This is a genomic window from Streptomyces sp. NBC_01775, assembly GCF_035917675.1.
Classification (GTDB): Bacteria; Actinomycetota; Actinomycetes; order Streptomycetales; family Streptomycetaceae; genus Streptomyces.
This window is the reverse complement of record NZ_CP109104.1, coordinates 2354527-2368332: the sequence shown is the minus strand read 5'-3', so window position 1 is coordinate 2368332 and position 13806 is coordinate 2354527. Positions and strand designations below refer to the sequence as shown.

At 72.4% G+C, this 13806-nt stretch carries 11 protein-coding genes; 5 read left to right on the top strand and 6 right to left on the bottom strand.

All coding sequences use genetic code 11. The features are described from left to right. The first annotated feature begins 63 nt into the window (after positions 1–63). Both OHB04_RS10645 and OHB04_RS10640 read left to right on the top strand, forming a co-directional pair. Entirely contained in the window at positions 64–1233 is a 1170-nt protein-coding gene (locus OHB04_RS10645) for an acyl-CoA dehydrogenase family protein (protein ID WP_442814808.1), read from the top strand. Continuing rightward, entirely contained in the window at positions 1230–1640 is a 411-nt protein-coding gene (locus tag OHB04_RS10640) for a RidA family protein (protein WP_326807348.1), read from the top strand. Before OHB04_RS10645 ends, OHB04_RS10640 begins: the two co-directional genes overlap by 4 nt. A gap of 39 nt (positions 1641–1679) precedes the next feature. On the opposite strand, the gene OHB04_RS10635 is transcribed toward OHB04_RS10640, so the two are convergent. The 3 genes from OHB04_RS10635 to OHB04_RS10625 form a co-directional block, all read right to left on the bottom strand. After that, on the bottom strand, positions 1680–5069 hold the full coding sequence (locus OHB04_RS10635; RefSeq protein ID WP_326807347.1) for an NACHT domain-containing protein: 3390 nt from the start codon (positions 5067–5069) through the stop codon (positions 1680–1682). Positions 5070–5084: 15 nt separating this feature from the next. Then, positions 5085–5429 carry a trypco2 family protein gene (locus tag OHB04_RS10630; protein WP_326687422.1) on the bottom strand — a complete coding sequence of 115 codons (345 nt, stop codon included), beginning with the start codon at positions 5427–5429 and terminating at the stop codon, positions 5085–5087. 322 nt (positions 5430–5751) lie between these two features. Further along, positions 5752–6354, bottom strand: coding sequence for a CGNR zinc finger domain-containing protein (locus tag OHB04_RS10625; protein WP_326687421.1), 603 nt, complete (start codon positions 6352–6354; stop codon positions 5752–5754). A 59-nt stretch (positions 6355–6413) separates the two neighbouring features. On the opposite strand from OHB04_RS10625, the gene OHB04_RS10620 reads away from it, so the two are divergent. Next, positions 6414–7733: an MFS transporter gene (locus tag OHB04_RS10620; RefSeq protein ID WP_326807346.1), complete on the top strand. Its 1320-nt coding sequence runs from the start codon at positions 6414–6416 to the stop codon at positions 7731–7733. Positions 7734–7850: 117 nt separating this feature from the next. Here the strand turns inward: OHB04_RS10620 and OHB04_RS10615 are convergent, their stop codons facing one another. Beyond that, positions 7851–8012, bottom strand: coding sequence for a hypothetical protein (locus tag OHB04_RS10615; protein WP_326687419.1), 162 nt, complete (start codon positions 8010–8012; stop codon positions 7851–7853). A 256-nt stretch (positions 8013–8268) separates the two neighbouring features. On the opposite strand from OHB04_RS10615, the gene OHB04_RS10610 reads away from it, so the two are divergent. Then, positions 8269–9627: a sensor histidine kinase gene (locus OHB04_RS10610; RefSeq protein WP_326687418.1), complete on the top strand. Its 1359-nt coding sequence runs from the start codon at positions 8269–8271 to the stop codon at positions 9625–9627. Between the two features lie 137 nt (positions 9628–9764). Beyond that, on the top strand, positions 9765–10439 hold the full coding sequence (locus OHB04_RS10605; RefSeq protein WP_326809426.1) for a response regulator transcription factor: 675 nt from the start codon (positions 9765–9767) through the stop codon (positions 10437–10439). A gap of 85 nt (positions 10440–10524) precedes the next feature. Here OHB04_RS10605 and OHB04_RS10600 read toward each other — a convergent pair whose 3' ends face one another. Beyond that, positions 10525–11883, bottom strand: a complete 1359-nt coding sequence (locus OHB04_RS10600) for a cytochrome P450 (RefSeq protein WP_326807345.1) — start codon at positions 11881–11883, stop codon at positions 10525–10527. 57 nt (positions 11884–11940) lie between these two features. Next, positions 11941–13803 carry an acyl-CoA dehydrogenase family protein gene (locus OHB04_RS10595; RefSeq protein ID WP_326807344.1) on the bottom strand — a complete coding sequence of 621 codons (1863 nt, stop codon included), beginning with the start codon at positions 13801–13803 and terminating at the stop codon, positions 11941–11943. Positions 13804–13806 lie beyond the last annotated feature (3 nt).

Genomic DNA, 13806 nt, shown 5'->3' with positions numbered 1-13806 from the left:
CGCGACGGGCGGTCCGCGAGAGCGGTCCGCAGCGGCCGAGCCGCCGTACGGGAGGGAGCCGCCATGTCCGCCACCCCGGACATGCCCGCAGTGCCGTCTTTCGAGCTGGCGCCCGAGCAGCGCGAATGGTGCGCCCGGCTGCGCGCACTGGGCGCCGAACGACTGAGCCCGCTGGCCGCCGAAGGCGAACCGGGCCGCGTCAACCTCCGGCTCCTGGAGGAGCTGGGGGCCTTGGACCTGCTCGCCCGCGCCGTGCCGCTCCCGGCGCGGCGCCAGGGCATCAGCGCCCTCGAACTGTGCCTGCTGCGCGAGTCGTTGGCCTACTCCTGCCCCGAGGCCGAGACGGCACTGGCCCTTCAGGGGCTCGGCGCCGGGCCCGTCGCGGACGTGGGCACCGACGAGCAGCGGGCCCGCTGGCTCCCTGCCGCCGCCACCGGATGCGCCGTCGCGGCCTTCGCGCTGAGCGAGCCCGGCGCGGGCAGCGACGCCGCGGCGCTCGCTCTGCACGCCGAGCCCGACGGCCCCGACGGATGGCGGCTGACGGGCACCAAGACCTGGATCTCCAACGCGCCCTACGCCGACTTCTACACCGTCTTCGCCCGTACCGGTGAGGCACCCGGCTCGCACGGCGTCACCGCCTTCCTGGTGCCCGCCGAGCGGGCCGGACTGAGCGGCGAGAGCCTGGAGATGCTCTCTCCGCACCCGCTGGGCACCCTCACCTTCGACGCCGTGCCGGTGACCCGCGGCGACCTGCTGGGGGAGCCGGGGCGCGGCTTCGGCGTGGCCATGCGCACCCTCAACCTCTTCCGCCCGAGCGTGGGCGCCTTCGCCGTCGGCATGGCGCAGGCGGCGCTGGACGCCTCGCTGCGCCACGCCGACGAGCGTCCGGCCTTCGGCGGCGTGCTGCGCGACCTCCAGTCCGTCGCCCACCAGCTGGCGGAGATGGCGACCCGCACGGAGGCGGCGCGGCTGCTGGTGTACGCGGCGGCCTGCGCGTACGACAGGGACGGCGGCAAGGGGGACGACATCGCGCGGCGTTCGGCCATGGCGAAGCTGATGGCGACCGAGACGGCCCAGTACGTCGTCGACACCGCCGTCCAGATCCACGGCGCCGCGGCGCTCCGGCGCGGGCACCTCCTCGAACACCTCTACCGCGAGGTGCGCGCGCCCCGTATCTACGAGGGCGCCAGCGAGGTGCAGCGCTCCCTGATCGCGAAGGAGCTGTACAAGTGACCACGGAACGCGCCGTGCACCGCGTCAACCCCGCCGAGCTGTCCCCGCCCAGCGGCTTTTCCCATGCCGTGACGGCCTCGGGCTCGCGGCTGGTGTTCCTGGCCGGCCAGACGGCGCTGGACGGCGGGGGCCGGGTCGCCGCCGACACCTTCCCCGGCCAGTTCCGGCTGGCCCTCTCCAACCTCTTGGCGGCCCTGACCGCCTCCGGCGGCACCCCCGCCGACCTCACCCGGGTGACCGTCTACACCACCGACGTCGCCGCCTATCGCCGTCACGCATCCGAACTGGGCCGGGTGTGGCGCGAGTTGGCGGGCCGCGACTACCCCGCGATGGCGGTCGTCGGCGTCGTCCGCCTGTGGGACGAGACGGCCTGGATCGAGCTGGACGGCATCGCGGTCCTGCCCTGAGAGTCCCGGTGGTGGCGTACTGGATCCCGGTCGGTGAGGTCAGCGGGAACGTCGAAGGCGGAAGCGGGCCATTCCGGTGAGGGGTGCGCGGGGAGCCCTGCCGCCGTGGATCTTCACTTGACTGCCGCGGGGGAGGGTTTCTTCTCCGGTCAGCCGGACCTTCCCGGCCGTGGTGATCGTGACGGAAGAGGCGAGGACGTCCTGCAAAGCCGACACATCCGCCTCCAGGGTCGATGAAGACGGATGATCCAGCTGCACGACCAGCACTCTGAGGTTGGGAAACACGTCCAGGAGTTCGCTGAAACCTGTGCGGCTTCCAGTTTCCGCCCTGAGCAGCAGAGACTGGATTTGCGGAAGCCGCGGCAGGTGAAGCTCCGCGAGATGGGACAGTTGGGTGAGATCCATCTCGAGCTCGTTGAGCTCGGGCAGCGCCACCAGCTTCCTCAACTCGTCCGGAGCGAAGGGGGAATCGGCATCGGCGGACAGGTGAAGCTTCCTGAGCCCCGGCCAGCGGTCGATGCCGTCGAGGGACGATGCGCTCAGAGTCGACGGCCCCAGGCTGAGGCTCAGCATGCCTGAAGGCAAGGGAAGGTCCGCCAGGGCTCCCCAAGGCCGGCGGCTGTTGATGGAGATCGATGTCAAACTCCGCAGTTCGGCGAGCGGGCTCATGTCGGGACCTACCGGCATCATTTCCAGCTGTAGGTGTTCGATATTCGTGTCGGAGATACCCGAGTAATCCTTGAGGCTGCCGCAGTCGAGGAGTCCCAGTGAGCGAAGGCGTGGCGCACACGTGTCCAGAAAGTCGAGACCGCGGAAGGAGTCGTTGCTGACCAGCCGCAGCTCGGTGGGCCCCGTAGCGAGCAGACCGGGCAGCATGAGCTTCTTCGAAAATGAGCCGTTGATCTCCAGAGTTCTTACTCGTCCGACCCGGTCGAGAGCGTTGAGCTGGGAATCCGTACCAACGGTGAGGTGTGCGTCGGTCAAGTCCATCACGGACAGCAGCTCATCGACGAAGCGATGGTCGTCGAACGAGCTCCAGGCGCCCACCAGGCTCTCCCGTACAAGGGCATCCGGATGGTCTCGGAATTGCCGCAGAATGTGGAAGGCATGCTCGCCACCGATCCGCGCGGCCGTCTCCACGGTGGCCGCGGCCTCCCCGTCGTCGAGCTGATCCGGTCCCGGAAGGAGATCCAGCACGACCGGGCCCGCCCCGGCCAGCTTCTCCGCCGCTTCGAAATCCCGTGGAGGGATCAGACCGGCCGCCCGTTCCTCCGCCTCGCGCCGCACCGTCGGCGCCAGCATGGTGGCGTGTTCCAGACTGGCGGCGGCGAGAAGGTGCAGCCGGGTGCGGATCTCGTCATCCCGCGTGTCGTCTCCCCGCTCGAGCAGCCCGCTGATCAGCGTGGCCCGTTCCTCGGGACGACCGTGACCCACGGCCATCCTGACCACGTCCTCCCACTGGGGGTCAGCGGCATGCTCCGCGACCTGCGGGAGGTCCTGGGCCTCGACCGCCGCCTTCGCTCCGAGGTAGTCCTGGAAGGTGCGGTGGACGAAGTCGACGGTCTGCGGGGTGGGTTCGCGCAGCAGGCCGCTGCGGCGCAGCAGGTAGCGGAAGACATCCCGCGCCCGTTCGGGCGGGGCCACACCGGGCATGGCGGGCAGCAGTCGCTCGATCAGCCTGACCACCCTGTCCTGCTCCGCCTCGGTCTGGCCGTTGCGGATCAGCCACCAGGCGAACTCCTGGAGGAGCTGACGCTGCGCGTCCTCCGGGATGTCGAAGCCCTCCGGGGCGCCCACATCGCGTTCCTTGTCGCGGCGGACAAGCAGCATGGTCAGCGCCGCACCGTACAGCTCCATCCGGCTCTCCGGCAGATAGGTACGGCGGTCGCGGTGCAGCGCGCAGATCATCGCGCACATCAGCGGGTTGGCGGCGAGCCGGGCCAGGTCCCGCTTGCGGCGCAGGGTGTCCAGCAGGCGCTCGGCGTACCGGTCCCGCTCCGGCTCCGTACCGGCCTCGGCGCCCTCCCCGAACGCGGCCAGGTGCCAGCGCCCTACGAATGCCTCAACGTCCTGCCGGTTCATAGGGAGCAGATTCAGTTCGGTGAAGTCCCGGCGCGCCAGCCAGCCCTCGCTCACGGCGGCGGGGCGGGTGGTGACGACACAGGTGCAGTCCGGGTAGGCGGCGAGCAGCGCGGTGAGCCATTGCTGGGTCCGCTCACGGTCGCGTTCGGGGATCTCGTCCACGCCGTCGATGAGGAGCAGCGCACGCCCGTCGCGCATCATCCGCTCCGCCCAACCGGGCGGCTGGCTGAGCGGAGTCCCGGTGGCGGCCAGGAACTCCCCGGGGCTGGGCAGCTCGCCGTGCCTGATGAGTGTGCGGAGCGGCAGCACGAAGGGCACGCAGTCGTCGAGATGGCCGAGCCGGTAGCTGAAGGCGTCCCGGGCGGCCGTGATGGCCAGCCACTGGATGAGGGTGGTCTTCCCTGATCCGGCCAGACCGCGGAGCAGCACCCGACGCCTCCCGGAGAGGGCGGCCTCGACGCGCTGACGGCCGCTGGACACCTCATGCCTGGGGGCGGCTTCCAGCAAGTCGGCGCGGTCCTGGCTGCTCTGATGGGACAGCTCCAGGCTCAGGTAGGCGGTGTCGAGAGGCCATTGCGCATGGTCACCGCGGCTGAAGTCGAGTCCGAAGATGCGGAGTTCGCCGTAGTTCTGCTCGACGTACGAGCGGTAGTCGGATTCGAAGCCGGTTCGTGGCGCGCGTTTCCGTGCCTCTCCTTCCAGGGTGGGCAGTTCTCCGAAGTGTTCGAGGTAGGCGTCGTAGAAGCCCGCGACGATATGGATCGCGGTTGCCGGGACGGCCGTAAGACGGCCGTGCTGCCAGCCGTCGGGGTCGATGGTCACCACGCCCACCAGCAGCTCTCCGTCGAAGAGGGCCGCTCCGGACATCCCCGCCCAGGGGGAGCCGCCGTCCTGCTGCGGCGCGGGAGGCGTATGGACGAGGTCGACCACATACCTGCCACGCACGATGCTCGACCCGGGCTTGAGCGTCCCGATCAACTGCTCGCTGTCGAGCTGCCCCGACGCCGCGCGCTGAACGACGGGGAAGCCGACCGCCTGGCAGTCGGGGCGCGGTCGCAGGTCGCTGGTCTGGCCCCAGCGGACCGGCGCCCAGTCGGCGGCGGTCTCGGGCGCTACCAGGTCATCGGCGGCCAGCAGCAGTGCCACATCGCAGTTCTCGTGGGTTCCCTCCCAGACCGTCCGGCAGGGGATCCGTCCACGGCCACCGGGGACGATGACATGAATGCTGTCGCTGCCGACGACGACATGGGCGGCGGTGAGGACCAGCCGTGGGGTGAGGAGATATCCGCTGCCCTGGCGACGGGTGTCGAGGACGGCGGCGATGCGCTCCTTGCGGGGGCCGGACATGGGGTGTCACCCGCCTTACCCGGTGGTGCCGAAGGCGGAGGTGTCGGCGGGGCCGTCATTGCCAACCTCCCAGCCACCGCCCATGCGGGCGTCCTTGGGCCTGAGAGTGAAGCTGACCTTGTGGGTGCGGGCCGTGGACCGGCCGGCGTCGGCGTCGGCCGAGATCACCCACGCACGCACACCGGACTTCACACGCGCGTCGCGGCGCAGCTCGACCGTGAACTCCAGATTGATGTCCCCCACCTCGAAGCGCAGGTCGCGACCGGTCCCGCGCGCCGCGGCGGTGAGCAATTCATCGCGTACGGCCTGAACAGCGTCCGCCAGCTCGATCCCGTCGATCCCGGTGAAGTCGTCACTCACCTGGTCAACGCTATGCCAACGCCGTTGCCGACGCCATGAGTTCGGGATCAGGCGATGGGGCTCCCGCGCGGTCGCCGGCCTCAGTGCTCCGGGACTCGCCTCGGGCCTGGCGCGTCTGCGCCGCCGGCCTGCCGCCCTCCCCGTCAACTCGACCGACCCCGGATGCATCCTGGCCCCGGCTCGGTGTCCCTGCCGCAACCGGACCAGGACACGCGCCGGAAAGCGAACCGGGCAAGGGGGATTCACGCGAATCGGAAGGGGGTCCGCGACCGCGACGCCCCTTCCTGGTGGGCGCCGCTACGCCCCTTCCTGGCGGGACCCGCTACGCCCCTTCCTGGCGCTTCCTGCGCCGGTGCGCCGCGACGCGGGCGCGGGAGGCGCAGGCGGGGCAGCAGTAGCGGCGCGGGGCGCCGGGGCCCGTGGCGAGAAAGAGGGTGACGCAGCCCGAGGCCGCGCACTCGCCCCACGCCGGGCGCCCCCGCTCGCTCAGCAGCCGGGCCAGCGCCAGGGCGCTCGTGGCGGTGAACCACTCGGCCCAGCTCGCGTCGTCGCCCCGGTCCACGTGCAAGTGCCAGGCGTGACCGTCGTGACGGCTCAGCCGGGGGCGGGCCCCGCACCTCTCCAGCGCGGAGTTGAGCGCGAGTGCGGCGCGGTCCGTGTCGGTCTCGGTGAGCACCTGCTCGGTCAGCCGTGCGGCAGCGGCGCGCAGCGCGACGGCCTCCCGTTCGGTGAGGCCCGCCAGGTCCTCGGCCCGCTCGCCGTGCCGCGCCAGCACCTCGGCCAGCGCGTCCCGGGACAGTCCGGGGTCGGCGCGTACGGCGTTGGCCAGCTCGATCAGCCGCTCCCCGGGCCGGAACCCGTCTCCGTCTGCGTCTCCGTCTCCGTCGTCGGCACCGGCACCGGGCCACTTTCGCGCTCCGCTCATGGCTGACAAGTCTACGTGTAACGGCTTAGACTATTAACCCGTTACCGAGGGGGCTGTCGATGCGGGCGTATCTGGCCACCGCCGCCTTGGCGCGCCTCGCCGACGAGGGCATGGCCCTCGCCCTCACACTGCTCGCGCTGGAGCGCACCGGAAGCGCGGCGCAGGGCGCGTACGTGCTCACCGCCTGGATGGCCCCGCACGTGGCCGCCGCCCCCGTGGCGGGCGCGCTCGCCGAACGGGCCCGCAGACCCCGCCTCTTCTACGGGGCGGCGCTCGCCGTCTTCGCCACCGCCATCGCCCTCCTCGGCGTCCTGCTGGGCCGTGCGCCGACGGCGCTCACGCTGACCGTCGCGGTCGCGGGCGGCAGTTGCGGCCCGGTCGTCACCGGCGGCCTCTCCAGCCTGCTCACCGGGCTCGCGTCCCGGCCCGCGGCCCGCACCCGCGTCTACGCCTTGGACGCCGCCACCTACAACGCCGCCTCGGTCACGGCCCCCGCCGCTGTCAGCGCGGTCGCTCTCACCCTCACCCCGGCACTCGCGACCACCCTCCTGGCCGCCTCGGCGGCCTGCGCGGCTCTGCTGACCCCGGCCCTGCCGCTGCCCAGCGCCCACGCGCCGGGCCCATGGCGCGCACCGAAGCGAAAGCGCCCCGCCGAGCCGCCCCAGCCCCCGCCCCAGCCCCCGCCCCAGCCCCAGCCCCCGCCCGAGCCCGAGTCCGAGTCCGGGCCCCCACCCCCGCCCGAGTCCGAGTCCGAGCCCCCACCCCCGCCCCACCCCGCGCCCCCACTGCGGGTCCGCCTCACCACCGGCCTCCTCGCCCTCTGGCGGATCCCGCCCCTCCGCGCCATCACGGCGGCAACCTCCGTCGCGTTCCTCGGCGTCGGGGGGCTCCCCGTCACTTCGGTGCTCCTCGCGGCGGAAGCGGGCGACGCGGGCGGCGGCGGGCTGTTGATGACCGTGTTCGCGCTCGGTGCGCTCTCCGGCGCGGTGGCGCTGGCGCGCCGGCCCCCGCGCATCAGGCCCGAACAGCTCGCCGCGCTCAGCCTCTTCAGCACCGGCGCGGCGCTGGCCGGCGCCGCGGCGGTCCCCTCGTTCGCGGCGGCCGTCGCGCTGTTCGCGCTCGCGGGAGTGGGGGACGGACCGCTGCTGAGCACCACCTTGCGCATCCGGGCCGACCACGCACCGGCAGCGGCCCACACCCAGGTCTTCACCCTGGGCGCGGGCCTCAAGCAGTCGGCGGCAGCAGCCGGGGCCGCCCTGGCAGGCGCGGCATCAGGACTGCCCCCACCCCTCCTCCTGCTGACGGTCGCCGCCCTTCAGCTGGCGGGAGCGCTTCTGCTCCGCCTCAGCTGCCGGAAAAGAGACCGACCGCCCCCCTGACCTGCGGTGGGGGCGGTCGCCGGCGGAGCCCGGGACGGTCGTGCCGTAGATGCCGTCCTCCGCCACGTTTCAGCCCGGGTGCAGCCCGATCGGCGGCCACAGGGAGCGGGTCGCCGCCTAGACCGCGCCGAACAGCAGGCCCGCCTCCACGGCGATGGCGAACGCGCCCCAGACTGTGGCGTCCGGGTTGACCAGGTGCAGCACACCGAAGACCAGGCCCGATGCCGCCGGCGCGCCCCAGGTCCGTCCTCTCCTCCAGAATCCGGAACGTCGCGCCACGGAAGGCGAGTTCCTCCATGACCGCCACGCAGTTCATCACGCCCGGCGTCGTCAGCGCCCCGCCGAACGACCCCGAGCCCCCGCCGGGTTGCGCCGGCCCTCCCCCGCGCGGGGACCGGCAACTGTCCACTCACGGGGGACGTCAGGCCCGGTGCGCGAAGGTATGTTCGGCGCGCACCCTGCTCACCCGCCCACTCCGTGTCCTGTGGCAGCCCGGCCACCCGCCGCCCCGTCGGCTCGCATCCGTAGGAACTCCGTGAAACCCGACACGACGCCGTCCCGCCCCGGCCGGACCGCACTCCGCCCCAGCCCTGCCCCGGACGGCGGCAGCACCGGCCCGGCCCACACCGCCGAGCCGGTCCGCACTGCCGAGCCGGCCCGCCCCCGTGACGCCCTCGACCGCGTGACGGCGACGGTGTCCGAGCTGTGGCGGTCGCTGTCGGAGTGGTGGCGGTCGCGGCCACGCCGTGTGCGGGACGTGGAGTTCGCGCTCGTGCTCACCGTGCTGTCGTTCGCCGAGCCCCTCGCCAGCGTCGGTGCGCGGTTCGGCGACCTGCCCACCCGCCACGCGAGTGTGCTCAGTGTCGCGCTGACCCTCGGCCAGACCCTGCCGCTCGTCCTGCGCACCAGGCTGCCCGCCGTCTGTCTCGCCCTCGTGGGTTCCTCCTTCGCCGTCCACCAGGCGTCGGGCTGCCCGCAGACGTTCGGCAGCATGGGGGTCTACGTCGCGCTGTACTCCATGGGCGCCTACCAAGGCCGGCTGCGCAGGCTGCTGGCCGTGCCGTCGTTCGCGGCGTACGTCGCCTTCTGCGTCGTCCTCGACGCGCTCGGCTCTCCGCAGCGGCTCGACGATTACGCCGTCTTCGGTCTGGCCCTCGCCGCGTTCTGGGGAGCGGGGGCGTTCGTGCGGGCGCGGCGCGCCGACGAGGCCGAGCGGCGACGGCTGACGGCGCTGGCCGCCACCGCAGCCGAACGCGGCAGACTGGCACGGGAGTTGCACGACGTGGTGACCCACCATGTGACCGCGATGGTCGTGCAGTCCGACGCGGCGCCGTTCCTCACCGCGTCCCCGGACCGGGTCACCGAGGCGCTGACCGCGATCAGCGGCACCGGCCGCCGTGCCCTCGCCGAACTGCGTTACCTGCTCGGCGTGTTGGAGGCCACCGGTGAGTCGGAACCCGGGCAGCGCGCCCCGGCCCGTGGTGACCTGCGTGACCTGGTCGAGCAGACCCGCATGACCGGCCAGCCCGTCGAACTGGCCGAGGAGGGCGAACGCCCGTCCCTGCCCATCGGCGCCGAACTCGCGATGTACCGCCTCGTCCAGGAAGCCCTCACCAACGCCGTGAAGTACGCCGCGGGGCACCCCACTCTTGTCGCGGTCCGCTACGGGCGCGACCGCCTGGACGTCGAGGTCACCAACGAGGGTCCGGACGACGGGCGGCCCGGCGACGACGGCCCCGGACCCGCGCGGGAGAGCGCGCACGTGTCGGGCGGCAGGGGCCTGGGCGGGCTCCGCGAACGCGTGGGTATGCTCGGCGGCGACTTCACGGCAGGCCCCCGGCCCGGGGGCGGCTTCGCCGTCCGCGCCGGCATTCCCACCGAAGGTGCCTCATGACCGCCCCGACCCCACCGGCCGATCCTTCGCCCCCACCGCCGGCCGATCGTCCGACCCCACCGGCCGTCAGCGCGAGCACTGTCGCCGATCCCGCGAGCACCGCTGCCGTCCCCGCCGTCACCGCCGCCCCCATCCGCGTGCTGATCTGCGAGGACCAGGCCCTGGTGCGCGCCGGCTACGTCACGATCTTCTCCGCCCAGCCCGACATGGAGGTCGTGGGGGAGGCCGCCGACGGACGTGCGGCGATCGAGGCCGCCGAGGAACTGAGGCCCGACGTCGCGGTGATGGACATCCGGATGCCGCTGCTCGACGGTATCGAGGCCACCCGCCGCCTGGCCGGGCCCGATTCGCCCGCCCGTACGAAGATCCTCGTCGTCACGACCTTCAACGTGGACGAGTACGTGTACGAGGCCTTGCGTGCCGGGGCCAGCGGCTTCCTGCTCAAGGACGCCCCGCCGGTGGAACTCGTCAACGGCGTCCGCACCATCGCGCGCGGCGAGTCCCTGCTCTCACCGTCCGTGACCCGGGCGCTCATCGGGGAGTTCGCCGGGCGGGTACAGCCCGCCGCCGCCCCGCCGTCGCCCGAACGGGAACGGCTCAAAGTCCTCACACCTCGCGAGCACGAGGTGCTGAAGCTGATCAGCGCGGGACTCTCGAACGCCGAGATCGCCGCCGCGCTGGTGCTCAGCGGCGAGACGGTGAAGACGTACGTGTCCCGCATCCTCACCAAACTGGACCTGCGCGACCGCGTCCAGGCCGTCGTCCTCGCCTACCGGGCGGGCGCCGTGGACGGCACCACCGGGCCACGCTGAGCACGCGCACCGCCGGACCACGCTGAGCACGCGCACCACCGGACCCGCCGACCGCCGGGAGGGCCCCTGGCGAACCGGCGTGGGCTCACAGACGCGCTTGCGGAGAGAGCCGCCGCCGGCGGAGCCGGACCCGTCCGCCCCGGGAGGGGACGAGCGTCACCGACACCAGCCTCGCGGGCTCCAGAGGACCGGCCGGCTCGGGGACGGCCACCGCGAGGATCTCTCTCAGGACGGTCTCGATTTCGAGCTGGGCCAGCGACACCCCGATGCAGCGCCGCACGCCGCCACCGAACGGCGTCAGCGAGTAGGGCACCGGGTCTGTGTCCAGGTGGCGCTCGGGCCGGAAGGCATCCGGTTGTGGCCATAGCTCGGGGTCGAGGTGGGTGAGCGGGAACAGCGCGGCGACGAAGGCGTGTTGCGGCACCGGATGGCCGCCGAGCTCCGTGTCGTGCGCTGCGGTGCGCATGGCGTTGTAGACAGCGGGACGCAGCCGGCCGGACTCCTTCACCGTCGCCTTGAGCAAGCGGTCCGACCCCGCGTCCAGGTCGGAGACAAGGGCGTCGCGAGCGGCGGGATGGTGGGCGAGCAGGTGCAGTGTCCAGGCGATCGTGGTCGCCGTGGTCTCGTAACCGGCCATGACAAGACCGGTCAGTTCGTCCAGGAGCTGTGCGTCATCCAGCCTGGCGCCGTGCTCGCCGCGCGCGTCGAGCAGCATGGACAGTACGTCGTCGCGGTGGGCGTGGCCGGGCGCGGCCCGGCGTGCGGCGATCTCCTCGCGGGTCAGCTCCCGTACGGCGGCGCGGAGCCGTTGGAAGCGGCCACCAGGCGAGAGCGGCCCGAGATCGTGCCGTAGCGGCTTGGGCAGGAACAGTACGGCGAGGTTGCCCATGCCGACGAACGCGTTCAGCGCCTGACGGAAGGTCGCGGTTCGGGACGGGTCCGTCAGGCCGAAGACGACTCTCAGGATGACGTCGAGCGTCAGCCGCTGCGCCCACGGCCGTACGGGCACGCTGTCGCCGGACAGCAGGTCGGGCAGCTCGGCGTGCACCAGCTCCCGCACCCGCTGCGTCCAGCAGGTGATCCGCGACCCGTGGAAGGGGGGCAGCAGGAGCTTGCGATGGTCCAGGTGCAGGGGTGGTGGCGTGCAGATCAGCGATCCGGCGCCGACCGCGGGCGCCAGCAGCCCTGCGGCGTCACCGCCGGTGAACCGCTTGTGGTCGGTCAGCACCGCGCGGTTGGCCGTGGCATCGGCCGCGCACACCAGCGCACCGCGGTAGGGGAACGTGCGGAGCGAGAAGACCGGCCCGAATCGGCGGCGCAGGGAGCGCGCGTACCCCTGGGGGTCCAGAAGCATCCGGGCCGTCTGCACGGCCCGCGGCGCACGGGCGGCCGGTGGGAAGAGCCGGGGGGCCCAGGACGGCTCCCGGGTGAACGCGTCGCTCATGGCCGGGGTGCTCCTCGGAATGGTGGACGGGGGAGGCGAGGCTGTTTCCGGCCCGGCTCAGCCAACTGGTGCCGGCTGCCAGGGCCCTGCCGGGTCGTCGTAGGCGGCGTCGTAGCCGTCGGTGGCGATGGGGGCCTGGAGGATCGCGTCCGGAACGGCGAACGCCTCCACGAGGGTGAGCGCGTGGGGGGCCAGTCCGGCACTGACGCGGTCCACGGCGGGGGCCAGGTCCCGGACCGCTTCGGCGGTGAGGTGTCCGTCCGCCAGCAGCAGGCCCGCGTGGGGGGCGAGGCGTTGCAGGACGAACAGCTGAAAAACCCGCTCCAGCAAGCTCCGGGTGGCGTCGTCGCCGACGCGCACGGCGGAGGCCAGGAACGCCTGGGCGGCCCGCCGGGTGGCGTACGCGTCGACGAGGTCGAGAGCGGGGTTCACCGCGTGGTTCCAGCGGTCCATCGGGCCGGAGCTGGACCGGCCGAGCTGCCTGCGGGCGTGCTGGAGGCAGTACAGCTCGTGGCACGCGAGCAGATCGAGCAGGAGTGCGCAGTCGGTCAGCGGGCCGCTTCGCGCGGTGGGGGCGGCGGGCGGGCTGTAGCCGCGCCCGGTCAGCATGTCGGCGGCGGCCTTCGTCCAGATGACCAGGTTGTCCCCTTCGGCCGTGATGGTGCTCTCGATCGGTGTGAGCAGGTCGACGACGCGGTTGGCCGACAGCAGCCCCTGGGCGCCGCAGCGCTCCCGGCACTCGATCACGATGTCCCTGGCCTGCCACGTGATCCAGCCCTTCGTCGCTGCGACGAGGACCTCCGCCTCGGCGGACCCGGTCTCGTTTCGGCCCGCACAGCGGTGGGTGGTCTCGCGCAGCAGGAACGTCGCCGCGTAGGCGCGGGCCGCAGCCCCGAGCAGCCTGGTCTGGTGACAGCGGTAGGCGAAGAGCGGAACGCCGGACCTGCTCGCCGGGGCGAAAGTGTGCCGACGATGGCCGTACCGTACGGCGATGGTGAGGGACGCCCTGGCTCCGCCCAGCGCCGCCGCGCTCAGGCAGAGCTTGCCTGCGGTGACCCGCTGGATGGACCGCAGGAACCGGCGGCGCCGACTGCCGATCGGGCTGCGGAAGGCCCCTTCGGCGGTCAGCTCCGCGTGATCGCCGGCCAGCAGCGCCGCACGCGGCAGGGTCACCCGGTCGAACGAGGTGATGGCGTGATCGACCGCCGACCCGGGCGTCTCCGAGAGCGGGCGCACCCGGATACCGGGGAGCGGCCCCTGGTCGTCACGCAGCGGCACGAGGAACAAGAACACGCCGCAGTTCTGTTCGCGGACGATCAGCCTGGCCGCGACCAAACCGCTCTTGCGCCCGCCGACGGGGCCGGTGTTGGGCATGAACTTCTGAGCGCCGGGCGACGGTGTGTGCAGAACGAAGGTGTCGTTCTCCGGCCGGTAGGTCGCCGTGGTCTCCAACTCGGCGGCGTTGTTTCCGTAGCCGAGTTCGGTGATCAGAACGGTGCCGTACCGCCGCAACCGGACGAACGGTAAGAGGTCCACCGTGCGTCGGGGGTCGAGTTGGAGGAGGCTGCCCAGGAACAGGTTGTAGTGGATGGTCGCCAAGGTGGTCAGTGTGCCGTCGACCACACCTAACCACTCGTGCAGCGACACCAGCCGGTCCGTCGCCGCGACCAAGTCCTCGACGGACTCGATTTCTTCATTGACGACCCGCAATCGCTCATAAGCGAGTTCGGAACGCTCTGAAGGCGACAAGCCGTCGCGGTAACGGAAAATTTCCCGGCGGAACAGCTCCGTCCAGGGGCTGTGCAGATCGTCGAAACGCCCGTCGAAGAGCACCTCGGTCAGAAGCGGTACCCGCACCCGGTCCGCCAGGACGACGCTGCCGTTGGCTGCGCCCGTTCCCACCACAGCGATCACGTCCACTAT

Coding starts and splice junctions, on each gene's coding strand:
- OHB04_RS10635 (WP_326807347.1), bottom strand. CDS start 5,069: ATGTCCGGCCCCCGCAAGGAGCGCATCGCCGCCGTCCTCGACACCCGT.
- OHB04_RS10620 (WP_326807346.1), top strand. CDS start 6,414: ATGCGGGCGTATCTGGCCACCGCCGCCTTGGCGCGCCTCGCCGACGAG.
- OHB04_RS10645 (WP_442814808.1), top strand. CDS start 64: ATGTCCGCCACCCCGGACATGCCCGCAGTGCCGTCTTTCGAGCTGGCG.
- OHB04_RS10600 (WP_326807345.1), bottom strand. CDS start 11,883: ATGAGCGACGCGTTCACCCGGGAGCCGTCCTGGGCCCCCCGGCTCTTC.
- OHB04_RS10625 (WP_326687421.1), bottom strand. CDS start 6,354: ATGAGCGGAGCGCGAAAGTGGCCCGGTGCCGGTGCCGACGACGGAGAC.